Raw genomic sequence first — 25,468 nt, forward strand, 5'->3', positions numbered from 1 at the left:
ACTTACTGTCCCAACTTCAGGCGAGCGGTCTCGCCACTGGTGAACGGGGCAACATCGACGGCCTGGCCGTTGTAGCTGACCTGGGCGCCACGGGCAAAGCCCAGACGCACCGCGAACGGCGGCTTGCCGGTCAGCTCGAGGTTGTCCCCCTTGCGCTTGATGGCGCTGAACAGCACCTTGCCGTTGCCGTCGCTGACCTGGGTCCAGCAATCGGCGGTGAACTGGATGGCAACCTTGGCACTGCCAGCCGGTATTGCGGCAGGCTCGGCGGCGACCACGGTAGACGCGGGCGCCGCAGGCGCAACAGCGGCAGGTGCTGGGGTAACCGGTGCTACCGGGGCAGGCGCAGCAGCAGGCGCGGGTTGCGCGGGTGCTTGCTGGCCCGCGGCCGGGGCCGGCACTGCGGCAGCGGCTGGGGCCGCGCTGGTCGGCGCCTGTTCAGCGGCGGCGGCAGGCTGCTCGGTTGCGCCCTGCTCCAGCGCCAACGGCGCGCTTTCGGCCTGCTGGCCGACGGAAACGGCCTGGTCTTCAGGCTCATCGAGCGGGTGAATCTGGGTGGTGCCGTCGGCGCTTTCGACTTCGACGTGCTCCAGGGCAATCTTGGCCAGGTCCTTGCCACGCAGGCTGCCCTGGTCCTGCCACCAGACGAAGCCGCCACCGACCACGGCCACCAGCAACAGCAGGCTGACGCCGCGCAGGATGTTATGCGACAGGCGCACCGGCTCTTCGATGCGGCCCAGCGAATGCACTTCGCTGCCCTTGGCGTGAGTACCGGTGTAGCGGTCGAAGGCCTCTACCAGGGCGGCCTGGTCGAGCTCCATCAACTTGGCATAGGCGCGAATATAGCCACGCGCGAAGGTATGCCCGGGCAGCTTGTCGAAGGCGCCGGTTTCCACGTGGTTCAACGAACTGACAGTGAGGTTGAGCTTGCGGGCCACCTCGGCTTGAGACCAGTCCCGTTTCTCACGGGCCAGGCGCAAAAGCTCACCGGGGTTCTGGCCAGGCGCTACTGCTACTTCGGGATGCGCGGCGTTCATCGTTGCTCCGACAGGTATTGCTGGTATTCCGGCGTACCGGGATAAAGTCGTTGTAATTGCTGGCCCAGTTCGGCCAGTGCGCCCTGCTCGTCGAACACCCTGGCAAGGCGGCTGCCCAGCAGCAGGCTACGGGCGTCGTGGTCGCTCAACTGGCTGAAACGATCGTAGTAGTCCCGGGCCGGCACATAATGCCTGTTTTCGTAGGACAACTCAGCCATTTCCAGCAACGCTTTCGGTTGCCGCTGGTTGAGTTGCAACGCTTTCAACAGATAGGCATGCGCCTGGTCGCGGCGCTCGAGCTTGAGGGCGGTCAGGCCCAGGTTCTCGTACACCCGTGAGCGCTCAGGATACAGGGTATCGGCACTGGCCAGGCGAAACATCTGCTCGGCCTCGGCAAATCGCCCCTGAGCATAAAGGAAACTGCCGTAATTGTTGCTAATTCGTGTGTCGCCGCTGCTGATCTGCAGGGCCTTGCGAAAGTGCGTTTCGGCCAGCGCCGGTTCGCCTTCGGCCTGAAACACCAGCGCCAGGGCAGCGTGCGCGTCGGCATCCCGCCCATCCAGCGCCAAGGCCTTGCCCAGGGGTGCCTTGGCCTGCTCGGTCAAACCCTGTTGCAAATAACCCAGGCCAAGCTGCACATAAGCTCGCCCCGCTTCCACCTTCCCCTGGCGACTGGCCAGGGGGTCGCCCACGCCACCCGACACGCAGCCGGCCAGCAGCGAAAGCGCAAGGATCGACAGCGCGGTGCGCAGGCTCATGGGCGAGGTCCCGGTCAGTGGCTGGCGGCGCTGTCTTGCAGCTCGACGTCTGCGGAAAGCTGGCGAACAGCGATATAGCGTTCACTGCGGCGGGTACGGTCGTTGACCTGGCCAACCAGCTGGCCGCAGGCAGCGTCGATGTCGTCGCCACGGGTGGTACGGGTGGTGACGTTGAAACCACCGTGGTGCAGCAGGTCCTGGAAGCGACGAATGGCGTTGTTGCTTGGCCGCTCGTAGCCCGAATGCGGGAACGGGTTGAACGGGATCAGGTTGATCTTGCACGGTACGTCGCGCAGCAACTCGATCATTTGCGCGGCATGCTCAGGCTGGTCATTGACGTCCTTGAGCAAGGTGTACTCGACGGTGAGCACGCGCTTGCCGCCCAAGGTAGACATGTAGCCCATGCACGATTCCAGCAGCACCTTCAGCGGGTACTTCTTGTTGATCGGAACCAGCTTGTTGCGCAGTTCGTCGTTCGGCGCGTGCAGCGAAAGGGCCAGCGACACGTCGATGTGCTTGGCCAGTTCGTCGATCATCGGTACCACGCCCGAGGTGGACAGCGTGACGCGACGCTTGGAAATGCCATAGCCAAGGTCATCCATCATGATTTTCATGGCGGCGATGACGTTGTCGAAGTTCAGCAAGGGCTCGCCCATGCCCATCATCACCACGTTGGTAATCGCGCGGTCGACTTTGGCAGGGACGGTCCCGAAGGATTTGTTGGCAAGCCACACCTGGCCGATCACTTCGGCGGCGGTGAGGTTGCTGTTGAAGCCTTGCTTGCCGGTGGAGCAGAAACTGCAGTCCAGGGCACAGCCGGCTTGCGACGATACGCACAGGGTACCGCGGTCGTCGGTAGGAATGTAGACGGTCTCGACGCAGCTGCCGGAGGCAACGCGGATCACCCATTTGCGGGTGCCGTCGGCGGAAATGTCTTCACTGACCACTTCCGGTGGGCGAATCTCGGCAACGGCCTCGAGCTTTTCGCGCAAGACCTTGCCTACGTTGGTCATGGCCGCAAAGTCGGACACGCCAAAATGGTGAATCCATTTCATCACCTGGCCGGCACGGAAGCGCTTCTCCCCGATAGAGTCGAAGAATTGTTCCATTTCCGGCTGGGTCAGGCCCAACAGGTTGATTTTGCCAGTAGATGTCGTCATGGATTCACCCTCACCCGTAAGCTTTCGCTTAGCGAGTGGTTACCTCGGTAGCAGCGAAGAAGTAAGCGATTTCGCGAGCAGCGGCAGCTTCGGAGTCCGAACCGTGAACGGCGTTGGCGTCGATCGACTCGGCGAAGTCAGCACGGATGGTGCCGGCAGCAGCTTCTTTAGGGTTGGTAGCGCCCATCAGCTCACGGTTCAGAGCGATGGCGTTTTCGCCTTCCAGAACCTGAACAACAACTGGACCGGAAGTCATGAAGGCAACCAGGTCACCGAAGAAGCCGCGAGCGCTGTGCTCAGCGTAGAAGCCTTCGGCTTCGGCTTTGGACAGTTGCTTGATTTTCGAGGCAACGATTTTCAGGCCAGCTTCTTCGAAGCGAGTGGTGATCTTGCCGATGACGTTTTTGGCAACGGCGTCAGGCTTGATGATCGAGAAAGTACGTTGAACAGCCATGGAAAACTCCAGAATATGAGTGTTACGAAAAATTAAACCCGCGAATTATACGCGGGTTCTGGGGGATTGCCTAACCTGCAAGTGACGCTTAGTCGGCTTCGTCGATCCAGGCAGCCTGGATGGCCTCGAGCACTTTCTCACCGCCGCGTGACGGATCGTCGCTGAATTCTGGCAATGCCAGCACCCAACGGTGCAGGTCTACGAAATTCACATAACGAGGATCGACCTCCGGCTTGCTTTCTGCAAGCTGGATTGCGATCTCAAGTACATCAACCCATTTCAGACTCATGTACAGATCCTCAGTGCGGTGCTTCGGCAGCGTGGTTGAGCGAATACTTGGGGATCTCGATGGTCAGGTCTTCGTCAGCGACGACCACCTGGCAGCCAAGGCGCGACTGCGCTTCCAGGCCCCAGGCCTTGTCCAGCATGTCCTCTTCCAGCTCGTCGGCTTCTTCAAGCGAGTCGAAACCCTTGCGTACGATGCAGTGGCAAGTGGTGCAGGCCTTGACACCGCCGCAGGCGCTTTCCATCTCGATGTGATGATCGTGGGCCAGTTCCAGGATGTTGGTCCCGGTCGGCACCTCCACGGTCAGCCCTTCCGGGCAAAACTTCTCATGCGGCAGGAATGTCACCAGCGGCATCGGTTACTCCTCGATCTCATTCAGGTTGCGCCCGGCCAGTGCGGCTTTGACCGTCGAATCAAGGCGACGGGCGGCAAAAGCATCGGTCACCTGCGACAGACGCTTGGTCTGTTGCTCGATGGCAGCGCCATCGGTGCCGGCCAGCAAATCACGTAGTTCTTGCATCTGGAATGCAATGGCGTCGCGCTCGTCACTGCTGAGCAGGCGTTCGCCATCGGCGTCCAGGGCGCCCTGTACCGCTTCGAGCAGGCGCTCGCCGTCCACCTGGTGCTCGCGCAACTGGCGGGCGTGCTTGTCGGAACCGGCATGCTCGAAGGAGTCTTTCAGCATGCGGGCGATTTCGCCGTCGGTCAGGCCGTAGGACGGCTTGACCTGGATGCTGGCTTCCACGCCCGAACCCAGCTCGCGGGCGGCGACACTGAGCAGGCCATCGGCGTCCACCTGGAAGGTAACGCGAATTTTTGCCGCGCCGGCCACCATGGCCGGAATACCACGCAGCTCGAAGCGGGCCAGCGAGCGGCAGTCGCTGATCAGCTCGCGCTCGCCCTGCAGCACATGGATCATCATGGCCGACTGGCCATCCTTGTACGTGGTGAACTCCTGGGCGCGGGCCACCGGAATGGTGGTGTTGCGCGGGATCACCTTCTCCATCAACCCGCCCATGGTTTCAAGGCCAAGCGACAACGGGATGACATCGAGCAGCAGCAGTTCACCACCTTCACGGCGGTTGCCAGCCAGGGTGTCGGCCTGGATGGCGGCGCCGATGGCCACCACCTGGTCGGGGTCGATCGACGTCAACGGGGTGCGCCCGAACAACGCGCCCACGGCTTCACGCACACGCGGGACGCGAGTCGAACCACCGACCATGACCACGGCGCTGACTTCTTCCAGCTCGACGCCACTGTCGCGCACGGCGCGGCGGCAAGCCTTGAGGCTGCGGGCAACCAGCGGTTCGATCATGGCTTCGAAGGCGGCGCGGCTCAGCTCGCCCTGCCAGGCGCCATGGCTGACACCGACCACATCGGTGTCAGTCAACGCTTCCTTGGCCGCGCAGGCGGTTTGCAACAATGCGCGCTGGGTAGCTGGGTCCAAGTCGGACGACAAGCCAGCCTGCTCGATGATCCAGCCGGCAATGGCGTGGTCGAAATCGTCGCCACCCAAGGCGGTATCACCACCGGTGGCAAGCACTTCGAAGACACCAGCGGTCAGGCGCAGGATGGAAATATCGAAGGTGCCGCCGCCCAGGTCATAGATGGCCACCACGCCTTCGGCGTTCTGGTCCAGGCCGTAGGCCACTGCAGCCGCAGTGGGCTCGTTGAGCAGGCGCAGCACGTTCAGCCCCGCCAGGCGCGCAGCGTCCTTGGTGGCCTGGCGCTGGGCGTCATCGAAATAGGCGGGCACGGTAATCACCGCACCTACCAGTTCGCCACCCAAGGTCGCTTCGGCGCGCTCGCGCAGCACCTTGAGGATATCGGCAGACACTTCCACCGGGCTTTTCGGCCCTTGGACAGTGTCGATGAACGGCATGTGCGACTCACCACCAACAAAGCGGTACGGCAGCTGCTCGCCCAGTTGCTTGACGTCGGCCAGGCCGCGCCCCATCAGGCGCTTGACCGACAGCACGGTGTTCAGCGGGTCGCTGGAAGCGGCATCACGCGCTGCCTGCCCCACTTCGTTGCGCCCTTCGAGGTAGCGCACCGCGGACGGCAGAATGACGTTACCCTGCGCGTCAGGCAGGGGCTCGCTACGACCGCTGCGCAATGCAGCGACCAGAGAGTTGGTGGTACCCAGGTCGATCCCCACCGCCAGGCGGCGCTGGTGCGGCTGAGGGCTTTGACCGGGTTCGGCAATCTGCAGTAGGGCCATGCTTATCTGAATACCTTAGGTGCCATCACGGGCAGCACCGGGTTAATCGTCGAGGCGCTCTTCCAGTTGGCGCACTTCTTGGGCGAGCTTGTCGAGGAACTGCATGCGGCGCATCAGGCGCTCGGCCTTGTCGCGCTCGCCTGGGGCATCCCAGCAGGCGGCAAAGTCCTCGTTCAGCGTGTCCTGGGCAACCTTCAGGCGCTTCTTGAACACACCGACACCATCAAGGTCGGCTTCGTCCTGCAGCTCTTCGAGCTCTTCACGCCACTGCATCTGCTGCAGCAGGAAGTCGGGGTCGTGGACCGTGACCTCCTGGGGCACTTCGTGGCCGCTGATGGCCAGCAGGTAGCGCGCGCGACGCGGCGCACTGCGCAGCGTCTGGTAGGCGTCGTTGAGGGCCGCGGATTTTTCCAGCGCTATACGTTGCTCTCGCTCGGAGGCGTCGGCAAAGCGGTCGGGATGGACTTCGCGGGCCAGCTCGCGATAGCGAGTGGCCAGCTTGTCGAGATCCAGGCGGAAGCTTGGCTGGAGGTCAAACAATGCGTAATGACAAGGAGTACCCACAGCCAGCCTCAAACGTTGAAGCTTTCGCCGCAGCCACACTCACCGCGCACGTTGGGGTTGTTGAACTTGAAGCCTTCGTTCAACCCTTCCTTGACGAAATCCAGCTCGGTGCCGTCGAGGTAGACCAGGCTCTTGGGATCGATGATCACCTTGACGCCGTGGTTTTCGAACACCTGGTCTTCGTCCGCCAGTTCGTCGACGAACTCCAGCACGTAGGCCAGGCCCGAGCAACCGGTGGTGCGCACGCCCAGGCGAATGCCCTCACCTTTGCCGCGCCCGTCGAGGGAGCGGCGAATGTGGTTGGCGGCGGCTTCTGTCATGCTGATAGCCATCAGAACTCCTTACCTCGCAGGCGACTTAGATCAAGCCTTTCTTCTGCTTGTAATCGCGCACGGCTGCCTTGATGGCATCCTCGGCGAGTACCGAGCAGTGGATCTTGACCGGCGGCAACGCCAGTTCTTCGGCCAGCTGGGTGTTCTTGATGGTTTCGGCTTCGTCCAGGGTCTTGCCCTTCATCCACTCGGTGGCGAGGGAGCTGGAAGCGATGGCCGAACCGCAGCCGTAGGTCTTGAACTTGGCGTCTTCGATAACGCCTTGCTCGTTGACCTTGATCTGCAGACGCATCACGTCACCGCACGCTGGGGCGCCGACCATGCCGGTACCGACATCCGGGTCCTCGGCATTCATCTTGCCGACGTTGCGTGGGTTTTCGTAGTGGTCGATGACCTTTTCACTGTATGCCATGGTGCAATTCCTTCCTCATCAGGGAGCCGCTCTTGCCGGCGACTGCTTAGTGGGCGGCCCACTCGATCTTGGAGATGTCAACGCCGTCTTTGTACATGTCCCACAGCGGCGACAGCTCACGCAGTTTGTTGACGGCCTCGCAGACTTTCTGCGCGGCGTAGTCGACTTCTTCTTCGGTGGTGAAACGGCCGAAGGAGAAGCGGATCGAGCTGTGCGCCAGCTCGTCGTTGCGGCCCAGAGCGCGCAGTACGTACGACGGCTCCAGCGATGCCGAGGTGCAGGCCGAACCGGACGATACGGCGATGTCCTTCAGCGACATCAGCAGCGATTCACCTTCGACGTAGTTGAAACTCAGGTTCAGGTTGTGCGGAACACGGGCAGTCTGGCTGCCGTTGACGTACAGCTCTTCAAGGTCCGAGACCTGCTTGAAGAAGCGGTCGCTCAGGGCCTTGATGCGCGCGTTTTCCGCAACCATTTCCTGCTTGGCGATGGCGAACGCTTCGCCCATGCCGACGATCTGGTGGGTTGGCAGGGTGCCCGAACGCATGCCGCGCTCATGGCCGCCACCGTGAATGATGGCTTCCAGGCGTACACGCGGCTTGCGGCTGACGTACAGCGCACCGATGCCTTTAGGGCCGTAGACCTTGTGAGCCGAGAACGACATCAGGTCGACCTTGAGCTTTTGCAGGTCGATTTCGACCTTGCCGGCCGACTGGGCGGCGTCGACGTGGAACAGTACGCCGCGCGAGCGGGTCAGCTCACCGATGGCGGCGATGTCGTTGATCGAGCCAACTTCGTTGTTCACGTGCATCAGCGAGACCAGGATGGTGTCGTCGCGCAGCGCCGCCTCTACCATGGCCGGGGTGACGATGCCGTCTTCGCCTGGCTCAAGGTAGGTGACTTCGAAACCTTCACGCTCCAGCTGGCGAGCGGTATCCAGGACCGCCTTGTGCTCGATCTTGGAGGTGATGATGTGCTTGCCCTTGGTCTGATAGAAGTGCGCGACGCCTTTGAGTGCGAGGTTGTCGGACTCGGTAGCACCGCTGGTCCAGACGATTTCGCGCGGATCGGCATTGATCAGCTCGGCAACCTGGCGGCGACCGTTCTCGACCGCTTCTTCGGCTTTCCAGCCGAATACGTGGGAACGCGAAGCCGGGTTACCGAAGTTCCCGTCAACCAGCAGGCAGTCGGCCATCTTCTGGGCCACGCGTGGGTCGACCGGGGTGGTCGCGGAGTAATCAAGGTAGATCGGCAACTTCATTTGTCTCTCCTATCAGGCGGTGGCGTCGCTCGTCGTCCCAAAGGGATCAATCGACGGCGGACGTCTCAATCTTGTCCAACTGGGCGGTTCGGCCTGCGACACGACGCAGGTCCTGGCGCTGGGCGACTTCCTGCACCTCACGGCGCATGACGAGGTCGGCCAGGCTGATGCCGCTGAGGAATTCATGGATCTGCTGGCTGAGGTCGCACCACAAGTGGTGGGTCAGGCAGGTATCACCGGCATGGCAGTCCCCGAGACCCTGGCAGCGGGTAGCATCGACCGATTCGTTGACCGCATCGATGACCTGGGCCACCTGGATGGTTTCCATGCCTCGCGACAGCTGATAGCCACCGCCTGGACCGCGCACACTGGAAACCAGGCTGCTGCGGCGCAGCTTGGCGAACAGCTGCTCCAGATAAGAGAGGGAAATGCCCTGGCGCTCGGAAATGTCGGCCAAAGACACCGGCCCATGCTGCGCGTGCAACGCCAGGTCAAGCATGGCGGTCACGGCGTATCGGCCTTTGGTAGTCAGTCGCATGGCTATTGGGTACCACGGGAGTTTCGGGATGTGTGCGAGTATGCGATTCCCGAGCATTTAAGTCAACTATTAGACCTAGTGCTTTAGTCGGGTTTGGCATCGGGAGGCGGGCGCGATTGTAGCAGACGAGGGGCGTGAGCACACGCCCCGTATGTCACTATGATTTCAGTGCGGCGCAATCAATGCGACTGAGTGTCGCGCTTGGCCACCAGGGCGGCTTCGGTGAAGTCATCCTCCGGCAAGGCCGGCAGTTCCTTGGCGCAGTAGTCACTGCCCATCTTGGTCAGGGCACCGCACATACCCTCCAACCGCTCGTCGACCGCCTGCAGATGGTCGAGCATCTGGCCGATGGCACGCGCCACCGGGTCGGGCATGTCGCCGCTGACACCGTAGGCATCGAAGCCGATCTTCTCGGCCATGGCCTTGCGCTTGGCCTCGACTTCGGTGTCTTCGCTCTTGACGATGATTCGCCCGGGAATACCCACCGCCGTGGCCCCGGCCGGCACCGCCTTGGTCACCACGGCGTTGGAGCCGATCTTGGCCCCGGCACCGACGGTGAACGGCCCCAGCACCTTGGCCCCCGCCCCTACCACCACACCGTTTTCCAGGGTGGGGTGGCGCTTGCCTTTATTCCAGCTGGTACCGCCCAGCGTCACACCCTGGTAAAGGGTGACGTCATCGCCAATTTCGGCGGTTTCGCCAATGACGATGCCCATGCCGTGGTCAATGAAAAAGCGCCGACCGATGGTGGCGCCGGGATGGATCTCGATGCCGGTCAGCCAACGGCCAAAGTTCGACACCAGGCGGGCCAGCCATTTGAAATCACGCTTCCACAGGGCGTTGCCCAGCCGGTGCAGCCAGATGGCGTGCATGCCGGGGTAGCAGGTGAGCACCTCGAAGGCATTGCGCGCAGCCGGGTCACGGTGGAATACGCTTTGAATATCTTCACGCAGGCGTTCGAACATCTATCAGTCCTTCCGTTTATGCGGCTCGCCCCGGACCACTTTCTGGGTCTCGGTCAGGATGCCGCGCAAAATGCTCATTTCCGAACGCTCGACCGCCACCCGCCCATACAGCCGGCGCAGGCGCGGCATCAGGTGCTTGGGCTTTTCGGGGTCGAGGAAGCCGATGCCCACCAGGGTTTTCTCCAGGTGGTCGTAGAACAGCTCCATTTCGTCCATGGTCGCCAGCTCGGTGGCGTCAACCTTCTCGACTTTTTCGGGTGCTTCACCGGCAGCCAGCCAGGCCATGCGCACCTCGTAAGAGAGCACTTGCACAGCAGCGGCCAGGTTCAGCGAACTAAAGTCGGGGTTGGAGGGAATGTGCACGTGGAAGTGACATCGCTGCAGTTCTTCGTTGGTCAGGCCGGCGTGCTCGCGCCCGAACACCAGGGCGATCTCCTCGCCGCCATTGGCATGCTCCACCGCCTTGGCCCCGCACTCGCGCGGGCCGATCAACGGCCAGGGAATGCTGCGCTCGCGGGCGCTGGTGCCCATCACCAGGTTGCAGCCGACCAGTGCCTGCTCGAGGCTGTCGACCACCAGGGCGTTATCCAGCACATCGTCGGCGCCCGATGCACGGGCGCTGGCATCCACGGCGGGGAATTCTTTCGGCTGCACCAGCACCAGACGCGACAAGCCCATGTTTTTCATGGCACGCGCAGCGCCGCCGATGTTGCCGGGGTGGCTGGTATTGACCAGAACAACACGAATATTTTGCAGCAAGGTGTTGTGCTCACAGATGCAGGAATCAGGGCCTTCGATCTTACAGAACCGACAGACGTAACGCCATGAAAGCAAATGTGACACTTCTGCCGCCAAAGTTTTCTGCTAGAATGATCGGCTTTCTTCTTTAACATCTCCAGGTGACCCGCCCATGCAGCCTATGCTGAATATCGCCCTGCGCGCCGCTCGCAGCGCCAGTGAACTGATTTTCCGCTCCATCGAACGCCTGGATAGCATCAAGGTGGACGAGAAAGAGGCTAAGGACTACGTTTCCGAGGTTGATCGTGCCGCCGAGCAGAAAATCGTCGACGCGCTGCGCAAGGCCTACCCGAACCACTCCATCCAGGGTGAAGAGACGGGCATGCACGCGGGCACCGGCGAAGAAGGCAAAGACTACCTGTGGATCATCGACCCACTGGACGGCACCACCAACTTCCTGCGCGGCATCCCCCACTTCGCCGTCAGCATCGCGTGCAAATACCGCGGTCGCCTTGAACACGCCGTGGTACTCGACCCAGTACGCCAGGAAGAATTCACCGCCAGCCGTGGCCGTGGCGCCCAACTCAACGGTCGTCGCCTGCGTGTCAGCTCGCGCACCAGCCTGGAAGGCGCCCTGCTCGGTACCGGTTTCCCGTTCCGTGACGGCCAGATGGCCGACATGGACAACTACCTGGGCATGTTCCGCGCCCTGACTGGCCAGACCGCCGGCATCCGCCGTGCAGGCTCCGCCAGCCTGGACCTGGCCTATGTGGCCGCTGGCCGCTTCGATGCCTTCTGGGAGTCGGGCCTGTCGGAATGGGACATGGCAGCTGGCGTACTGCTGATCCAGGAAGCCGGCGGCCTGGTGAGCGACTTCAACGGTGGCCACGACTTCCTCGACAAGGGCCACATCGTTGCAGGCAACATCAAGTGCTTCAAGGCCGTGCTGACCGCTATCCAGCCGCACCTGCCAGAAAGCATGAAGCGCTAACCGCAGATTGCCGAAACGCAAAAAGCACCCCTCGGGGTGCTTTTTTTGTGCCCGGCGCCCTCTCCCCCGGCCTTGCGCGATACTTGCGGGGGCAAACGGCGTACGGCTTACTGACCCGCTTCGCTCAGGATCAACTTGCCATTCTTGTCCAGCGGAATGGTCGAGCCCGGCTCACGGTCCATCTTCACCTTGCCTACCTGATCACCAATGGAGTAGGTGACGTTGTAGCCCACCACCTTCTCACTGATGTCGTTGACCGTGTTGCAGCGGGTTTGCGTGGTGGTGTAGGTGTCACGCTCCTGCATGCCCTCCTGCACCTTGTTACCGGCATAACCACCACCTACCGCACCAGCCACGGTGGCGATTTTCTTGCCGGTACCGCCACCAATCTGGTTACCCAGCAGGCCGCCGGCAATGGCACCCACCACGGTACCTGCAATCTGGTGCTGGTCCTTGACCGGCGCCTGGCGTGTGACGGCGACGTCCTTGCAGACCTCGCGCGGGGTTTTTACCTGCTGTTTGATCGGCTGCACGTCGGTAACCTGCGCATACTCAGGCCCCTTGTTGACCAAGCTGTAGGTCGCGACAGCACCTCCGGCAGTCACACCGACAGCACCCAGTACCGCACCCACCAGCATTGATTTGTTCACATGAACCTCCTGATCATACTTGCGGGTCCCACCCGCTTCTCCCAGCCTTGGAGCAAAAAAAAAGGCGCGAGTTCAATACTCGCGCCTTTCGGGCCGCCAAACGGCGTGGAACAGAAGCTTATGGACGCTCGTCCACGCCCTCTGCCTTGGTCGGCGGGATGAGGTCTTCGCTGTTCAGGTTCAGCCAGATCAGTACCACGTTGGCGATGTAGATCGACGAGTAGGTACCGGCCATGACGCCGATGAACAAGGCCAGCGAGAAGCCGAACAGGTTGTCACCACCAAAGAACAGCAGCGCGGCAATGGCCAACAAGGTCGAAACCGAGGTAGCGATGGTACGCAGCAGGGTCTGGGTGGTGGAAACGTTGATGTTCTCGATCAGCGAGGCCTTGCGCATGACGCGGAAGTTCTCACGCACACGGTCGAACACGACGATGGTGTCGTTGAGCGAGTAGCCAATGATCGCCAGCACCGCCGCCAGCACCGTCAGGTCGAAGGTGATCTGGAAGAACGACAGGATACCCAGGGTCACCACCACGTCATGGATCAGCGAGATGATCGCACCCACGGCGAACTTCCACTGGAAGCGGAAGGCCAGGTAGATAAGGATGCCGCCCAGGGCCAGGAGCATGCCCATGCCACCCTGGTCGCGCAGCTCTTCACCCACCTGCGGGCCGACGAACTCGACACGCTTGAGGGTTGCCGGGTTGTCGCCGCCAGCCTTCTGCAGCGCGGCAGCTACCTTGTTGCCCAGCTGTGGGTCATCGCCCGGCATACGCACCAGCAGGTCGGTGGTAGCGCCAAAGCTCTGCACCACCGCCTCGTGGAAGCCCGAATCGACCAGCTCGGCCCGCACCGCCTTGAGGTCGGCCGGGCGCTCGTAGGTCAGCTCGATCAGCGTACCACCGGTGAAGTCCAGGCCGAAGTTCAGGCCTTTCTGCCACCAGCTGAACAGCGCCAGCACGGTGAGGAGCACGGTAATGGCGAACGCGACATTGCGTACGCCCATGAAATTGATGGTTTTCATCGCAGCTCCCTCAAACCCACAGCTTCTTGATGTCACGCCCGCCGCAGGTCAGGTTGACCATTGCACGGGTCACCATGACGGCGGTGAACATCGAGGTGAAAATCCCGAGAGACATGGTGACCGCAAAGCCCTTGACCGGGCCGGTCCCCATGGCGAACAGGATGCCGCCGACCAGCAGGCTGGTCAGGTTGGCGTCGATGATCGCGGTGTAGGCGCGGTTGAAACCTTCGTGGATGGCGCGCTGCACCGACATGCCGGCTTTGAGCTCTTCGCGAATACGCGAGAAGATCAGCACGTTGGCGTCCACCGCCATACCCATGGTCAACACGATACCGGCGATACCCGGCAGGGTCAGGGTGGCACCCAGCAGCGACATCAGCGCCAGCAGCAGCACCATGTTGCCCGCCAGGGCGATGGTGGCGATCACGCCGAAGCCGCGGTAGATGGCGATGATGAACAGCGAGACGAACAACATGCCCCACAGCGACGCATCGATACCCTTGGTGATGTTGTCAGCACCCAGGCTTGGGCCAATGGTACGTTCTTCAGCGAAGTACATTGGCGCGGCCAGACCACCGGCACGCAGCAGCAGGGCCAGCTCCGACGATTCGCCCTGGCCGTTCAGGCCGGTGATGCGGAACTGGCTGCCCAGCGGCGACTGGATGGTCGCCAGGCTGATGATTTTCTTCTCTTCCACGAAGCTTTGTACGGCAACGTCCTTCTCGACGCCGTCGACGGTCTGCTTCACATAGCGAGTGACCGGCTTCTGCTCGATGAAGATCACCGCCATGCTGCGACCGACGTTGCTGCGGGTAGCGCGGCTCATCAGCTCGCCACCGTGGCCATCCAGGCGGATGTTCACTTGCGGGCGGCCGTGCTCGTCAAAGCTGGCCTGGGCGTCGGTAACCTGGTCACCGGTAATGATCAGGCCGCGCTCGACCGGGGCGGAACGGCCGCCTTCACGGAACTCGAACACTTCGGTAGTGGCCTTGGAAGCGCCCGGCTCGGCACCGAAGCGGAACTCCAGGTTGGCGGTTTTACCGAGGATACGCTTGGCTTCGGCAGTGTCCTGCACGCCTGGCAGCTCGACCACGATGCGGTTGGCGCCCTGGCGCTGTACCAGCGGCTCAGCCACGCCCAGCTCGTTCACGCGGTTGCGCACGGTGGTAAGGTTCTGCTTGATCGAGTATTCGCGGATCTCGGCGACTTTCGCCTGGGTCAGCGCCAGACGCAGCACCGCAAGCTCGTTGCGCTCGGTGGTGGTCAGGTCGAAATCATTGAAATTCTTGCGGATCAGGACACGTGCCTGTTCGCGGGTAGCATCGTCAGCGAAGCCCAGCATGATGCCGCCATCCTGCTGAGGCAGGCTGCGGTAGCGGATGCGCTCTTTGCGCAGCAAGGTCTTGACCTCGCCTTCGTAGACTTTCATGCGGGCAGTCATGGCCTTGTCCATGTCCACTTCCAGCAGGAAGTGCACACCACCGGACAGGTCCAGGCCCAGCTTCATCGGGCTTGCACCCAGGTTGCGCAGCCATTGCGGGGTAGTCTGAGCCAGGTTGAGGGCCACGACGTAATCATCGCCCAGTGCCTTGCGCACGACATCTTTGGCTGGCAGTTGGTCTTCCTGATTGGTCAGGCGGATCAGCCCGCTGCCCTTCTCACCCAGGCTGGCGCCCTTGACGGTGATTTTGGCATCGACCAGCGCCTTGCTGACGCGATCGAGGTCGGCCTGGTTCACCTGCAGCGCCGAGCTGGCACCGCTGATCTGTACCGCCGGGTCATCCGGGTAAAGGTTGGGAGCGGAATAAATGAAACCGACCACCAGTACCAGCACGATCAGTGCATATTTCCACAGAGGGTATTTGTTCAGCATCACGCCGCCCGTTCAAGACGCGGGGCGCGTTGCGCGCCCCGACTGGAAAATAAAACCGGTAACTCAGATAGCCTTGAGCGTACCTTTTGGCAGGGTCGCAGCGATCGCGCCCTTCTGGAACTTCAGCTCGACGGTGTCGGACACTTCCAGTACCACGAAGTCATCGGAAACCTTGACGATCTTGCCGGCGATGCCGCCGTTGGTGACAACTTCGTCACCCTTCTGCAAGTTGCTCAGCAGGTTCTTCTGCTCTTTGGCGCGCTTGGCCTGTGGGCGCCAGATCATCAGGTAGAAGATGACCAGGAAACCGACCAGGAAGATCCACTCGAAGCCGGTACCGGCTGGGCCAGCGGCAGGTGCTGCAGCGTCCGCGTATGCGGCGGGGATGAAGAAGCTCATTGGGCACTCCTAATGTAATTTTCTAATAATGGATGCGGACAGTCAGTCCAAGGGCGGAACAGGAAGCCCGCGCTTGGCGTAGAAGGCGTCGACAAAGGCGGCCAATTTACCCTGTTGAATAGCCTCGCGTAAACCGGCCATCAAGCGCTGGTAATGGCGCAAGTTGTGGATGGTATTCAGCATGCTGCTCAGCATTTCGCCGCACTTGTCCAGGTGATGCAGATAGGCGCGCGAGAAGTTGGTGCAGGTGTAGCAGTCACAGGTCGGATCCAGCGGCGATTCATCATGGCGATGGAACGCATTGCGGATCTTGATCACCCCTGTATCGACGAACAGATGACCGTTGCGCGCGTTACGCGTCGGCATCACGCAGTCGAACATGTCGACGCCGCGGCGCACACCCTCAACGAGATCTTCCGGTTTGCCTACCCCCATAAGGTAACGAGGTTTGTCAGCAGGCATCTGGCCCGGCAGGTAGTCCAGCACCTTGATCATTTCGTGCTTGGGCTCGCCCACCGACAGGCCACCGATGGCCAGGCCATCGAAACCGATGTTTTCCAGGCCTTCGAGCGAGCGCATGCGCAGGTCCTGGTACATGCCGCCCTGAACGATGCCGAACAACGCCGCGGTGTTGTCGGCGTGAGCGTTCTTCGAACGCTGAGCCCAGCGCAGCGACAGCTCCATGGAGGTGCGCGCCACATCGTGCTCGGCCGGGTACGGGGTGCACTCGTCGAAGATCATCACCACGTCCGAGCCCAGGTCACGTTGCACCTGCATCGACTCTTCAGGGCCCATGAACACCTTCGAGCCATCGACCGGCGAGGCGAAGGTCACGCCCTCTTCCTTGATCTTGCGCATGGCACCCAGGCTGAACACCTGGAAGCCACCGGAATCGGTGAGGATCGGGCCTTTCCACTGCATGAAATCGTGCAGGCCGTTGTGCTTCTTGATCACCTCGGTACCTGGGCGCAGCCACAGGTGGAAGGTGTTGCCGAGGATCATCTCGGCACCAATGGCCTCGATATCGCGTGGCAGCATGCCCTTGACCGTGCCATAGGTGCCCACCGGCATGAACGCCGGGGTTTCCACGGTACCGCGTGGGAAGGTGATGCGACCACGACGGGCCTTGCCGTCGGTGGCCAGCAGTTCGAAGGACATTCGACAGGTGCGACTCATGCTTGATCCTCGGGGCCGCGTGGCGCCGGATTGCGGGTGATGAACATGGCATCACCGTAACTGAAGAAGCGGTACCCGTGCTCGACCGCCGCCGCGTAGGCGGCCATGGTCTCGGGGTAGCCGGCGAAGGCCGAGACCAGCATCAGCAGCGTGGACTCCGGCAGGTGGAAGTTGGTGACCAGGGCATCGACCACATGGAACGGCCGGCCCGGGTAGATGAAGATGTCGGTATCGCCACTGAAGGCCTTGAGCACGCCATCGCGCGCGGCGCTCTCCAGCGAGCGCACGCTGGTGGTGCCGACCGCAACCACTCGACCACCACGGGCCCGACAGGCCTCGATGGCATCGACCACATCCTGGCCCACTTCGAGCCACTCTTTATGCATGTGGTGGTCTTCGATCTTGTCGACCCGCACCGGCTGGAAGGTGCCGGCGCCCACGTGCAAGGTGACGAAGGCTCGCTCGACGCCCTTGGCGGCGATCTTTTCAAGCAGCGCCTCGTCGAAGTGCAGGCCTGCGGTAGGCGCGGCGACCGCACCGGCGCGCTGGGCGTACACAGTCTGGTAGCGTTCACGGTCGGCGCCCTCGTCGGGCCGGTCGATGTACGGCGGTAGCGGCATGTGGCCGACACGGTCGAGCAGCGGCAGCACTTCTTCGGTGAAGCGCAGTTCGAACAGCGTATCGTGGCGCGCGACCATCTCGGCCTCGCCACCGCCATCGATGAGGATGACCGCGCCCACTTTCGGCGCCTTGCTGGCACGCACATGGGCCAGCACCCGGTGGCTGTCGAGCACGCGCTCGACCAGCACTTCCAGCTTGCCGCCGGAGGCTTTCTGGCCAAACAACCGCGCTGGGATCACCCGGGTATTGTTGAACACCATCAGGTCGCCGGGGCGCAGGTAGTCGAGCAGGTCGGGGAATTGCCGGTGCGAAAGCGCGCCGGTCGGCCCATCGAGCACCAGCAGACGGCTGCCATGGCGCTCGGCCAACGGGTGGCGGGCGATCAGGGAATCAGGGAGTTCGAAGGAGAAATCGGCGACGCGCATGATGATGTTCGGTTCGGCAGGGCCGGGAAGTTTAGCCCAATGTGTGAAAATTGACCATGAAAGCCGATTGACCGACCAGCGGCAGCTCTCTATACTGCGCGCCACTGCCCTGATGGCGGAATTGGTAGACGCGGCGGATTCAAAATCCGTTTTCGAAAGGAGTGGGAGTTCGAGTCTCCCTCGGGGCACCAAAATCCGGAAAAAACCGACCTTATGGTCGGTTTTTTTTCGCCTGCACTTTGTTGAACTGCTGCCTCAGCAAACCCCTGTAGGAGCGGGCACGCCCACTCCCACAGCTCAATCGTGGCTGGCTTTAGAAATCCGCTCGCAGGGTCAAGGTGTAATTACGCGGATCTCCGTAGTAGTTGGCCGCATACAGCCAACCGACGCTGGAGAAGTACTTCTTGTCGAACAGGTTGTTGCCGTTCAACGAAACGCTGAAGTTCTTGTTGATCTGGTAGGCCACCCGAGCGTTCCAGATGGCGTACCCCGCCTGCTCGATCTTCCCTACCCCGTCCGTACCACCAAAGTTGCCGTGGTAGTTGCGGCTCTGGATGTTGGCGCCAGCACCCACGGTCCACGGGTCCAGTTCGCCAGGCAAGTTGTAATCCGCCCAAAACCGGAACAGGTGCTTGGGCGTATAGGTGTTGAAGGTGCCGCCGGCCTCCGACTCGCCATCGGCTGGGTCGTTGCGGTACTCGGTATGGGTGTAGGTGTAGCCAGCGAACAATTGCATGCGGTCCAGCACTTCACCGCTGATTTCGGCATCGAAACCTTGGGTGCGCACCTTGCCACCCGCTACGTAGCAATTCTCGCCGCCATTATCGCCGCACAGAGTGGCCTGGGCGCGGTTTTCCTGGTCGACCTGGAACAGCGCGAAGCTGGTATTGACGCGGCCGTCGAACAGTTCGCCCTTCAGCCCCATCTCATAATTGGAGCCGACGATAGGTTTCAGCGGCGCGTTGTCCACGCTCAGCTCGGTCTGCGGCTTGAAGATATCGGCGTAGCTCAGATAAGCCGACCATTGCTCGTTCAGCGCATAGATCAGGCCACCATAGGGGGTGAACTCACCGCTTTCCCGCGAATGAGCCGGGGTTGGCGACACACCGTTGAACCGGTTTAGCTCATAGTCGTAGCTGTAGTTGCTGCTACGCCCACCGAGCACCAACGTCAGCGGGTCGCTGAGTTTGTAGCGAGTCACCGCATAAATGCCGCTCTGGCGGATCTTGGCCTTGGAAGTACCGGGGTAGGTGTTGGTCCCTTCGGCACCCAGTAGCTGATCCATGGTCGGGCGCTGTGGCGAAACCGGGTCGTAGATGTTCATCGAGCCCAGGTTGATGAAGCCGCCTTGCAGGTCGTCAGTCTGCAGATCGCTGGCATTGGCCCCCACCACCACTTCGTGCTCGCGGCCAAATGCACGCCACTTGCCGGTCAGGTTGATGTCGCCGCCCTTGTTGATGTTTTCGAAGTCGTACAGGTAGGCACGCGAACGCATGCCGTTACCGGTAGCCGGGTCTACAGCGCCGCGGCCAAAGCTGTAGAGGATGTAGTTGGTTTCGCGCATGTAGCTGCCAGAAGCTTTCAGGCGCCAGTCTTCGTTGAAATCGTGGGTAACATCGGCGAAGTAGGTGGTCTGTTTGTTATCCCACTTGTTCCAGTCGGCACCGGTGTAGGTGGACCGGCTGACGTTGACCGCACTGCCATCCTTGTTGCGCGGCAGGCCGCTGAAGAACGGCGTTGAGTGCAGGTCTTCCACGCTGGCGCCCGCCGCTACCGTGGTGCGGTCGCTGAGGTCGTATTCAAGGATGCCGTAGAGTACGTTCTTGCGGCTCTCGGCAGTGTCGTAGAAGTAGTTCTGGTCTTCATGGCCTGCCACCAGGCGGCCGCGTAGCGAGCCGTCGGCGTTGAGCGGGGCACTGCCGTCGATGGTCTGCCGGTAGGTGTCCCACGAACCGGCGCTGGCGGTTACCGACAACGAAGGCTCGGCTTTCGGCCGCTTGCGCACCAGGTTGATGGCCGCACCAGGGTTGCCGCTGCCCTGCAGCAGCCCGTTGGCGCCGCGCAAGATTTCGACACGGTCGTACAGCAAGGTGTCGGAGGTGAAGCTGCTGCCGATTGCATAGTAGCGGCGATCGAGCGGCACGCCGTCGTACTGAATGGTTTCCACCTCGAAACCACGGGAGTAGATGTACTTGCCGCCCGACGGGCTCTGCAGGGTGGTGATGCCAGTGGTCTTTTCCAGCACTTCATCCAGCGTGTCCAGGCGCTGGTCGTCCATGGCCTTGCGCGTGACCACGCTGACCGACTGCGGAATATCCTTGAGGCGGTGGGTGCCTTTGCCGATGGTGACGGCATTGGCGGTATAGCTGCCCGAGCCCTCGGTGGTTGCATTGTCCTGGATACCGTTGATATTCAGCGGCTCCAGGTTAAGCGCCTCGCCACCAGAAGCCGCGCTCAGCGGCAAGGGCTGCAGGCCATAGACGTTATTGCCGCGACGCACGGCTTGCAGGCCGGTGCCCGCCAACAAATGCTGGAAACCTTCCTCGATACCGTATTGCCCCTGCAACCCAGGGCTAGAAAGGCCACGGGTCAGCTCCGAGGTGTATTGCAGGGTAAACCCTCCCTCACTGGCGAAGCGGGCAAGCACCTGGGCCAGGCTGCCAGAAGCGATGCTATAGGCTTGTGGCGCCTGGACGGATGCGGCCTGGGCGTGCACGCCAGCACCCAGCAAGGCGATGGCCAGCGCACTCAGGGCGAGCGCACGTCGATAACCAGGCACGCGAGCGTTGCCCATGCTGCGATCGGTCATGACGACCGCTGAAGAAGAGCGAATCATTGAGAAATTGTCCCTTTATGTGTGGCAGTTCCACAGGTAAGGACTGATGAGTTTCAAGATCGGGCCAATTCTCATTAACGTTTGTTCACGGTAACCCAGTAGCGGGTGCGGTAATCCACCTGAACCGGCAACGTGGCGGGCAGCGCAGCCAGGATGGCGTCGGTGTTTTCCAGCTGGAAAGCGCCGCTGATCAGTAGTTGCGCCACATCGGACTGGCAGCGCAGCCAACCTGGCCGATAACGCCCCAGCTCACCGAGGAACTCGCGCAGCGGCATCTCGTCGACCACCAGTTGCCCACGAATCCATTGGCTGTCTTGTTCCCGCGCAGGGGTCACGGCCCCCTGCCCTGCTGCATCGAAAGTGACTTGCTGGCCGGCGTCGAGGGTTTGCCGTGGGCCATGGCTGGGCGTGACAAGCACCGCCCCTTGAAATACGGTCAATTGGGTCGCCCCCTCGCGCTGGCGGACCAGGAAGCGCGTACCCAAGGCCTCCAGCAACCCCTGCTCGCTGGCAACCCTTAGTGGCCGATGCTGAGGGCTGCTGCTGTCGCGCCCGCTGTCTATCAGGATCTCACCACGACGCAGACTGATCAGGCGCTGATGCGCATCGAAATTCACATCCACCGCAGTATCGGTATTGAGGTCGAGCAATGTGCCGTCGGCCAGCGTCAGCTGTTTGTGCTGGCCCACGTCCGTTGCATAAGCGTTCTGCGGTGCAAGCTGGCGATAACCCACATAGCCAAGTGGCGCGACGATGGCCAACGCCAACAACTGTTTCATCACCTGGCGGCGCTCGCGGTTCAAGGTGCCCATGGCCAGTTGTGGCGGCAGCAGGCCCAGCTGCGCTTGCACCCGCAACGCTTTCTGCCAGGCCCGCTCATGCTCGGGCGCAGCCGAACGCCAGCGGTTGCAGGCAGCACGCTGGGCCGGGCTGACGGCGTCTTCGAGCATCAGCATGTGCCAATTGGCTGCTTGCCGAGCCACTTGCGCAGTGATTGGAGGCTGTTGGTTGGGCATCAGAAGTCTTCTTCGAACAGGATGCAGGCTTGCAGGGCGTTGGCCATGTGCCGCTTGACCGTGCGCTCGCCAATGCCCAGGCGGCGTGCCACCTCGATGTAGGTCAAGCCTTCCAACTGCACCAGCAGGAACACCGAGCGCACCACCGGTTTGAAGGTGTCGAGCAGTGCGTCCAGTTGCTGCAGGGTTTCGCGCATGGACCACTGCTCTTCGGCGGACAGCGCGAACAGCTCGGGAAGTTGCTCGAGCATTTCCAGGTAGGCGCGTTCCAGTGACTGACGGCGGAAATGGTCGTAGACCAACCGCCGGCTCACCGTTGCCAGGTAGGCGCGGGGGCGCTGCAGGCTCAGCTTGGCGCCGGCCTTCTGCTGGGCCTGAAGAATACGCAGGAAGGTATCTTGGGCCAGGTCGGCAGCTTGCGCCGAGCAGCCCAACCGGCGGTAGAGCCATTGCTTGAGCCATCCATTGTGCTCGACATAGACCTGACTCAGATCGTCGTTCATCACGGGTATCCCTCCGGGCGAGGACAGCACCTTAGATGATAACGATTATCAGATCAATTATTCATTGAATGCGCCTTCACAGCGGCCGCAGCGCCATCAGGATTTGACGCCGCACCAATGACTTCAGGGCTTGCAGCCATACCTGCAATCTATTGGTCGCACACAGGATTAGCTCTTAAGCTGTCATTCATCGGATATATGCCGAAAGTATTGTTAGCGTAATAGCACTTAGCCATAGTTGCGCTCCCATTTCTCCACCCCCGTGTGTCTCATGAAAACAATCGCGCCCTGCATGGCGGCAATGATGCTGCTCAGTGGGTGCAATGGAGTGCCAACGTCGTACGTTTCAGATCCTGTCTACAACCAGGCTTTCGTGGTCACCTCCGGTGCCCCACTGCCGATGTTGCTGATGGCCAGCGCCATCCAGTGGAACGAGGATTACGCAGTAACCGCCAAACACACCCCCTTCCTGCGCAACGTGGTCCACGAGGGCCTCGGCGATGTGGTGTTCTTCAAGCACAAGGCCAGCAGCGTGCCGCTGTGGCGGCAGTACGTGCCGGGGGAAGCGGTGACGGCGGTAGGTTTCAACAGTTTGATGATGCCGATGCAGGGCAAGGGCCATGCCCTGCCGTCGTTGGTTCGGCTGGAAGGTACACCGGGCAGCGTCTTCTACTCGGTGCATGACGGCCCGATCACCAAGGGCATGTCGGGCGGGCCGGTGTTCGCCGATGATGGCAAGGTGGTGGGCATCAACGTCGCCATCATTCCCACCCGCGAGATCGACGCCGGCAAGCGCCCGGACCTGGCCGGCAAGGCGCGCATCAGCGTATTCATGTCGTTCAACGAAATCGACAAGGAATGGCGGCGCTATCAGTACCTGCTGGCGCACAAGGCCAAGCCCCAGGCACCGGCTTCGGTCAAAGGCTACGTGGCGGTGGCGGCCAAACCTTGAGTTGAATATGCCGATGCAAAGCGGCTTATGATGCAAGGCTGATGACCTGTTCGTGGGCTTGCCCGCCAATAGGGCCTACCCGCCAGCGCACGAAGGACCTGCCATGCATCTGACCCACCGCCCTGTCCGGCCTGAGGACATCCCTGTCATCTGCGGCTTCCCGCAGAGCCCGGACGAACTGTTCTACATGTTCCCCAAAGCCACCTACCCACTCACTCCCGCACAGTTGAGCGACGCCGTCGCCCAACGCAGCGGCTCCACAGTGGTGGAAGGCAACGGCGCAATTCTGGCCTTTGCCAACTTCTACAAAGCCGAACATGGCGGCGTATGTGCATTGGGCAACGTGGTAGTGGCACCTGGCGCCCGTGGCCACGGTGTAGCACGCTACTTGGTGACCGCCATGGTCGATCTGGCTCGGGAGCAATTCGCAGCCCAAGAACTGTGGGTGTCCTGCTTCAACCACAACACAGCGGGCTTGCTGCTTTATCCACAACTGGGCTTTGTGCCGTGCGGCATCGAGCAGCGGCAAGCGTGGGACGGCACACGGGTGGCATTGGTGCAGATGAAACAAATATTCAGCTAGTAAGATACGTTTGCTCACACACCTCGACGAACAGCACCGAACCATGCCCCCGCCTCGACGTCCGATCCTGCATCCCCCGCGTTTCGAGGCCCTCCGCGTGAAAGACATCATCACTCGCAAGTACCGCCTGGTCGTGAAGACCATCGGCTACATCGGCTGGTCGCTGTTCTGGCTGTTGATCTGGGATGTGCTGGTCACCATCGATTTCATGCTGTTCTTCAACAGCAAGTTCACCCTGCCGCTGATCCCGTTGACCTTGCTGGGCTCAGCGCTGGTGGTGCTGGTGAGCTTTCGCAACAGCAGCGCCTACAACCGCTGGTGGGAAGCCCGCACGCTGTGGGGGGCGTTGGTGAACGGTTCGCGCAGCTTCGCCCGGCAGACATTGACCCTGATCGATGACCCGGATGAAGGCCCGAACCCGGTCAAAGCTACCCTGCTGCGCCGGCATATCGCTTATGTGAACTGCCTGGCGGCGCACTTGAAGGGCGAAAAATGCCCGGACGAACTGATGGCCTTCATACCGCCAGGGGAGTTCGAACGGCGCAACCGCTCGAACAACTTCGCCAACGACATCCTCGGCGGCTCGGCGGCCTTGCTGGCGCGTGAATACCAGGCCGGGCGGCTGGACAGCATCCGCCTGGCCCGGCTGGAATCGACCCTGGTGGACCTGTCCAATGCCCAGGGCGGCATGGAGCGGATTGCCAACACACCGCTGCCCTACCCCTATGTGTATTTCCCACGGCTTTTCATCACCCTGTTCTGCTTGATCGTGCCGGTGGGGCTCGTGGAGTCGCTGGGCTGGTTCACCCCCCTGGCGTCGACGGTAGTTGGCTTCATGCTGCTGGCTATCGAGCGGATCGGGACTGATTTGCAGAGCCCGTTCAGGTTCAGTGAGCACCAGATTCAGATGGACACCATTTGCGAAACGATCGAGCGCAACCTGGAGTCGATGCAGCGGGAGGCGCAGCATGGGGAGCTGGCTTAGGGCCCGGTTATTGGTCAGGCCCGCACGTAACGCTGGCGCAGCACATCGCTCAACGCGTCCACCAGCAACACCAGCACCAGCATCCCGATAATCACCGTGCTGGCCTGGGCCTCCTGGAAAAGGCTCAAGGTGGTGTACAACATCTGCCCCAACCCACCGGCACCGACAAACCCCAGCACGCTGGCCATGCGGATGTTGTTTTCCCAGCGGTACAAGCTGTAGGCCAGCAATTGCGGCCACAGGTTGGGCAAGGTACCAAAGCAGAACGCCGCCACCTGGCTACCGCCCTGCAGGCGGATCGCCGCCGCAGGCTCCGGCGGCGCATTTTCCAAGGCCTCGGCAAACAAGCGCCCCAGCACACCAGCGGTGTGCAGCGCCAAAGCCAGGGTACCGGCATTGGGCCCAAGGCCGGCCGCCAATACCGTCAGCGCGGCCCACACCAGCTCTGGAATGGCGCGCAGAGCATTCAGCAGCAACCGCGCGGCGCCCTGCAACGGCCAACCGAAGCGGCCAGCCGCCGGCAGCGCCAGCAACATCCCCAATACCATCGCCAACAAGGTGCCCAGGCCAGACATGGCCAGTGTCTCCAGCGCCCCACGCCATACTGCCTTCAGGTGCCCGGCAGACAGGTAGATCGGAAGAGCACACGTCTGAACTCCAGTCACCCGTCCCGATCTCGTATGCCGTCTTCTGCTTGAAAAAAAA

Annotated in this window: 27 protein-coding genes and 1 tRNA gene; 5 read left to right on the forward strand and 23 right to left on the reverse strand. The window is 61.8% G+C overall.

From position 1 onward, the window contains the following. Positions 1–2: 2 nt before the first annotated feature. From APH42_RS09770 to trmJ, 14 genes are all read right to left on the reverse strand, one after another. On the reverse strand, positions 3–1,037 hold the full coding sequence (locus APH42_RS09770) for a RodZ domain-containing protein (RefSeq protein ID WP_012270598.1): 1,035 nt from the start codon (positions 1,035–1,037) through the stop codon (positions 3–5). Then, positions 1,034–1,795, reverse strand: coding sequence for a type IV pilus biogenesis/stability protein PilW (pilW, locus tag APH42_RS09775; RefSeq protein WP_060493215.1), 762 nt, complete (start codon positions 1,793–1,795; stop codon positions 1,034–1,036). The genes APH42_RS09770 and pilW overlap by 4 nt, the downstream gene beginning before the upstream one ends. A gap of 14 nt (positions 1,796–1,809) precedes the next feature. Continuing rightward, positions 1,810–2,955 carry a 23S rRNA (adenine(2503)-C(2))-methyltransferase RlmN gene (rlmN, locus tag APH42_RS09780; protein ID WP_012270596.1) on the reverse strand — a complete coding sequence of 382 codons (1,146 nt, stop codon included), beginning with the start codon at positions 2,953–2,955 and terminating at the stop codon, positions 1,810–1,812. 28 nt (positions 2,956–2,983) lie between these two features. Next, the gene (ndk, locus tag APH42_RS09785; RefSeq protein ID WP_008092560.1) at positions 2,984–3,409 is read right to left on the reverse strand and encodes a nucleoside-diphosphate kinase; all 426 of its coding nucleotides are present in this window, start codon (positions 3,407–3,409) and stop codon (positions 2,984–2,986) included. An 88-nt stretch (positions 3,410–3,497) separates the two neighbouring features. Further along, positions 3,498–3,698: a Fe-S cluster assembly protein IscX gene (gene iscX, locus APH42_RS09790; RefSeq protein ID WP_003248529.1), complete on the reverse strand. Its 201-nt coding sequence runs from the start codon at positions 3,696–3,698 to the stop codon at positions 3,498–3,500. 10 nt (positions 3,699–3,708) lie between these two features. Continuing rightward, the gene (gene fdx / locus APH42_RS09795) at positions 3,709–4,050 is read right to left on the reverse strand and encodes an ISC system 2Fe-2S type ferredoxin (RefSeq protein WP_012270595.1); all 342 of its coding nucleotides are present in this window, start codon (positions 4,048–4,050) and stop codon (positions 3,709–3,711) included. A gap of 3 nt (positions 4,051–4,053) precedes the next feature. Next, complete coding sequence (gene hscA, locus APH42_RS09800) at positions 4,054–5,916, reverse strand: Fe-S protein assembly chaperone HscA (protein WP_060493216.1); 1,863 nt, start codon at positions 5,914–5,916, stop codon at positions 4,054–4,056. A 42-nt stretch (positions 5,917–5,958) separates the two neighbouring features. Beyond that, positions 5,959–6,480 (reverse strand): co-chaperone HscB, encoded by a 522-nt coding sequence (hscB, locus tag APH42_RS09805; RefSeq protein ID WP_060493217.1) that lies wholly within the window; start codon positions 6,478–6,480, stop codon positions 5,959–5,961. A gap of 8 nt (positions 6,481–6,488) precedes the next feature. After that, positions 6,489–6,812, reverse strand: a complete 324-nt coding sequence (gene iscA / locus APH42_RS09810) for an iron-sulfur cluster assembly protein IscA (protein ID WP_003248536.1) — start codon at positions 6,810–6,812, stop codon at positions 6,489–6,491. Between the two features lie 25 nt (positions 6,813–6,837). Continuing rightward, on the reverse strand, positions 6,838–7,224 hold the full coding sequence (gene iscU / locus APH42_RS09815) for a Fe-S cluster assembly scaffold IscU (protein WP_003248539.1): 387 nt from the start codon (positions 7,222–7,224) through the stop codon (positions 6,838–6,840). Positions 7,225–7,270: 46 nt separating this feature from the next. Then, on the reverse strand, positions 7,271–8,485 hold the full coding sequence (locus tag APH42_RS09820) for an IscS subfamily cysteine desulfurase (RefSeq protein WP_060493218.1): 1,215 nt from the start codon (positions 8,483–8,485) through the stop codon (positions 7,271–7,273). A gap of 46 nt (positions 8,486–8,531) precedes the next feature. Beyond that, the gene (iscR, locus tag APH42_RS09825; protein ID WP_008092572.1) at positions 8,532–9,023 is read right to left on the reverse strand and encodes a Fe-S cluster assembly transcriptional regulator IscR; all 492 of its coding nucleotides are present in this window, start codon (positions 9,021–9,023) and stop codon (positions 8,532–8,534) included. Between the two features lie 179 nt (positions 9,024–9,202). Continuing rightward, a complete protein-coding gene (gene cysE / locus APH42_RS09830; RefSeq protein ID WP_012270590.1) occupies positions 9,203–9,988 on the reverse strand; it encodes a serine O-acetyltransferase in 786 nt (261 codons plus the stop codon). Positions 9,989–9,991: 3 nt separating this feature from the next. Further along, complete coding sequence (gene trmJ, locus APH42_RS09835; protein ID WP_012270589.1) at positions 9,992–10,747, reverse strand: tRNA (cytosine(32)/uridine(32)-2'-O)-methyltransferase TrmJ; 756 nt, start codon at positions 10,745–10,747, stop codon at positions 9,992–9,994. A gap of 151 nt (positions 10,748–10,898) precedes the next feature. Here trmJ and suhB point away from each other — a divergent pair, with 151 nt between their 5' ends. Further along, positions 10,899–11,717, forward strand: a complete 819-nt coding sequence (gene suhB, locus APH42_RS09840; protein ID WP_012270588.1) for an inositol-phosphate phosphatase — start codon at positions 10,899–10,901, stop codon at positions 11,715–11,717. 107 nt (positions 11,718–11,824) lie between these two features. On the opposite strand, the gene APH42_RS09845 is transcribed toward suhB, so the two are convergent. The 6 genes from APH42_RS09845 to queA form a co-directional block, all read right to left on the reverse strand. Next, the gene (locus APH42_RS09845) at positions 11,825–12,367 is read right to left on the reverse strand and encodes a glycine zipper 2TM domain-containing protein (protein WP_041166378.1); all 543 of its coding nucleotides are present in this window, start codon (positions 12,365–12,367) and stop codon (positions 11,825–11,827) included. Between the two features lie 118 nt (positions 12,368–12,485). Further along, positions 12,486–13,394 carry a protein translocase subunit SecF gene (gene secF, locus APH42_RS09850; RefSeq protein ID WP_012270586.1) on the reverse strand — a complete coding sequence of 303 codons (909 nt, stop codon included), beginning with the start codon at positions 13,392–13,394 and terminating at the stop codon, positions 12,486–12,488. 10 nt (positions 13,395–13,404) lie between these two features. Continuing rightward, entirely contained in the window at positions 13,405–15,267 is a 1,863-nt protein-coding gene (gene secD / locus APH42_RS09855; RefSeq protein ID WP_012270585.1) for a protein translocase subunit SecD, read from the reverse strand. A gap of 63 nt (positions 15,268–15,330) precedes the next feature. Next, the gene (gene yajC / locus APH42_RS09860; protein ID WP_003248556.1) at positions 15,331–15,666 is read right to left on the reverse strand and encodes a preprotein translocase subunit YajC; all 336 of its coding nucleotides are present in this window, start codon (positions 15,664–15,666) and stop codon (positions 15,331–15,333) included. 42 nt (positions 15,667–15,708) lie between these two features. After that, entirely contained in the window at positions 15,709–16,824 is a 1,116-nt protein-coding gene (gene tgt / locus APH42_RS09865; RefSeq protein WP_014589748.1) for a tRNA guanosine(34) transglycosylase Tgt, read from the reverse strand. Between the two features lie 14 nt (positions 16,825–16,838). Then, positions 16,839–17,888: a tRNA preQ1(34) S-adenosylmethionine ribosyltransferase-isomerase QueA gene (queA, locus tag APH42_RS09870; RefSeq protein ID WP_012270583.1), complete on the reverse strand. Its 1,050-nt coding sequence runs from the start codon at positions 17,886–17,888 to the stop codon at positions 16,839–16,841. 106 nt (positions 17,889–17,994) lie between these two features. On the opposite strand from queA, the gene APH42_RS09875 reads away from it, so the two are divergent. Then, positions 17,995–18,079: transfer RNA gene (locus APH42_RS09875), tRNA-Leu, on the forward strand. A gap of 122 nt (positions 18,080–18,201) precedes the next feature. On the opposite strand, the gene APH42_RS09880 is transcribed toward APH42_RS09875, so the two are convergent. The 3 genes from APH42_RS09880 to APH42_RS09890 form a co-directional block, all read right to left on the reverse strand. Next, the gene (locus APH42_RS09880; protein ID WP_256217814.1) at positions 18,202–20,697 is read right to left on the reverse strand and encodes a TonB-dependent receptor; all 2,496 of its coding nucleotides are present in this window, start codon (positions 20,695–20,697) and stop codon (positions 18,202–18,204) included. Positions 20,698–20,798: 101 nt separating this feature from the next. Next, positions 20,799–21,740: a FecR domain-containing protein gene (locus APH42_RS09885; RefSeq protein ID WP_060493220.1), complete on the reverse strand. Its 942-nt coding sequence runs from the start codon at positions 21,738–21,740 to the stop codon at positions 20,799–20,801. Further along, positions 21,740–22,243 (reverse strand): sigma-70 family RNA polymerase sigma factor, encoded by a 504-nt coding sequence (locus tag APH42_RS09890; protein ID WP_041166377.1) that lies wholly within the window; start codon positions 22,241–22,243, stop codon positions 21,740–21,742. The genes APH42_RS09885 and APH42_RS09890 overlap by 1 nt, the downstream gene beginning before the upstream one ends. Before the next feature lie 304 nt (positions 22,244–22,547). Between APH42_RS09890 and APH42_RS09895 the strand changes: the two genes are divergently transcribed. The 3 genes from APH42_RS09895 (at position 22,548) to APH42_RS09905 (ending at position 24,763) form a co-directional block, all read left to right on the forward strand. Next, positions 22,548–23,195, forward strand: coding sequence for a trypsin-like peptidase domain-containing protein (locus APH42_RS09895; RefSeq protein ID WP_041166376.1), 648 nt, complete (start codon positions 22,548–22,550; stop codon positions 23,193–23,195). A 103-nt stretch (positions 23,196–23,298) separates the two neighbouring features. Next, a complete protein-coding gene (locus APH42_RS09900; RefSeq protein ID WP_012270578.1) occupies positions 23,299–23,778 on the forward strand; it encodes a GNAT family N-acetyltransferase in 480 nt (159 codons plus the stop codon). Positions 23,779–23,875: 97 nt separating this feature from the next. Next, entirely contained in the window at positions 23,876–24,763 is an 888-nt protein-coding gene (locus APH42_RS09905; protein WP_012270577.1) for a bestrophin family protein, read from the forward strand. Positions 24,764–25,468 lie beyond the last annotated feature (705 nt).

The organism is Pseudomonas sp. NBRC 111140 (genome assembly GCF_001320885.1).
Classification (GTDB): domain Bacteria; phylum Pseudomonadota; class Gammaproteobacteria; order Pseudomonadales; family Pseudomonadaceae; genus Aquipseudomonas; species Aquipseudomonas putida_P.

Excerpts from the sequence above, each read along its gene's own strand:
- APH42_RS09770 (WP_012270598.1), bottom strand. The coding sequence starts at position 1,037 with ATGAACGCCGCGCATCCCGAAGTAGCAGTAGCGCCTGGCCAGAACCCC.
- pilW (WP_060493215.1), bottom strand. The coding sequence starts at position 1,795 with ATGAGCCTGCGCACCGCGCTGTCGATCCTTGCGCTTTCGCTGCTGGCC.
- rlmN (WP_012270596.1), bottom strand. The coding sequence starts at position 2,955 with ATGACGACATCTACTGGCAAAATCAACCTGTTGGGCCTGACCCAGCCG.
- ndk (WP_008092560.1), bottom strand. The coding sequence starts at position 3,409 with ATGGCTGTTCAACGTACTTTCTCGATCATCAAGCCTGACGCCGTTGCC.
- iscX (WP_003248529.1), bottom strand. The coding sequence starts at position 3,698 with ATGAGTCTGAAATGGGTTGATGTACTTGAGATCGCAATCCAGCTTGCA.
- fdx (WP_012270595.1), bottom strand. The coding sequence starts at position 4,050 with ATGCCGCTGGTGACATTCCTGCCGCATGAGAAGTTTTGCCCGGAAGGG.
- hscA (WP_060493216.1), bottom strand. The coding sequence starts at position 5,916 with ATGGCCCTACTGCAGATTGCCGAACCCGGTCAAAGCCCTCAGCCGCAC.
- iscA (WP_003248536.1), bottom strand. The coding sequence starts at position 6,812 with ATGGCTATCAGCATGACAGAAGCCGCCGCCAACCACATTCGCCGCTCC.
- iscU (WP_003248539.1), bottom strand. The coding sequence starts at position 7,224 with ATGGCATACAGTGAAAAGGTCATCGACCACTACGAAAACCCACGCAAC.
- APH42_RS09820 (WP_060493218.1), bottom strand. The coding sequence starts at position 8,485 with ATGAAGTTGCCGATCTACCTTGATTACTCCGCGACCACCCCGGTCGAC.
- iscR (WP_008092572.1), bottom strand. The coding sequence starts at position 9,023 with ATGCGACTGACTACCAAAGGCCGATACGCCGTGACCGCCATGCTTGAC.
- cysE (WP_012270590.1), bottom strand. The coding sequence starts at position 9,988 with ATGTTCGAACGCCTGCGTGAAGATATTCAAAGCGTATTCCACCGTGAC.
- suhB (WP_012270588.1), top strand. The coding sequence starts at position 10,899 with ATGCAGCCTATGCTGAATATCGCCCTGCGCGCCGCTCGCAGCGCCAGT.
- secF (WP_012270586.1), bottom strand. The coding sequence starts at position 13,394 with ATGAAAACCATCAATTTCATGGGCGTACGCAATGTCGCGTTCGCCATT.
- secD (WP_012270585.1), bottom strand. The coding sequence starts at position 15,267 with ATGCTGAACAAATACCCTCTGTGGAAATATGCACTGATCGTGCTGGTA.
- yajC (WP_003248556.1), bottom strand. The coding sequence starts at position 15,666 with ATGAGCTTCTTCATCCCCGCCGCATACGCGGACGCTGCAGCACCTGCC.
- tgt (WP_014589748.1), bottom strand. The coding sequence starts at position 16,824 with ATGTCCTTCGAACTGCTGGCCACCGACGGCAAGGCCCGTCGTGGTCGC.
- queA (WP_012270583.1), bottom strand. The coding sequence starts at position 17,888 with ATGCGCGTCGCCGATTTCTCCTTCGAACTCCCTGATTCCCTGATCGCC.
- APH42_RS09880 (WP_256217814.1), bottom strand. The coding sequence starts at position 20,697 with ATGACCGATCGCAGCATGGGCAACGCTCGCGTGCCTGGTTATCGACGT.
- APH42_RS09885 (WP_060493220.1), bottom strand. The coding sequence starts at position 21,740 with ATGCCCAACCAACAGCCTCCAATCACTGCGCAAGTGGCTCGGCAAGCA.
- APH42_RS09890 (WP_041166377.1), bottom strand. The coding sequence starts at position 22,243 with ATGAACGACGATCTGAGTCAGGTCTATGTCGAGCACAATGGATGGCTC.
- APH42_RS09895 (WP_041166376.1), top strand. The coding sequence starts at position 22,548 with ATGCTGCTCAGTGGGTGCAATGGAGTGCCAACGTCGTACGTTTCAGAT.
- APH42_RS09900 (WP_012270578.1), top strand. The coding sequence starts at position 23,299 with ATGCATCTGACCCACCGCCCTGTCCGGCCTGAGGACATCCCTGTCATC.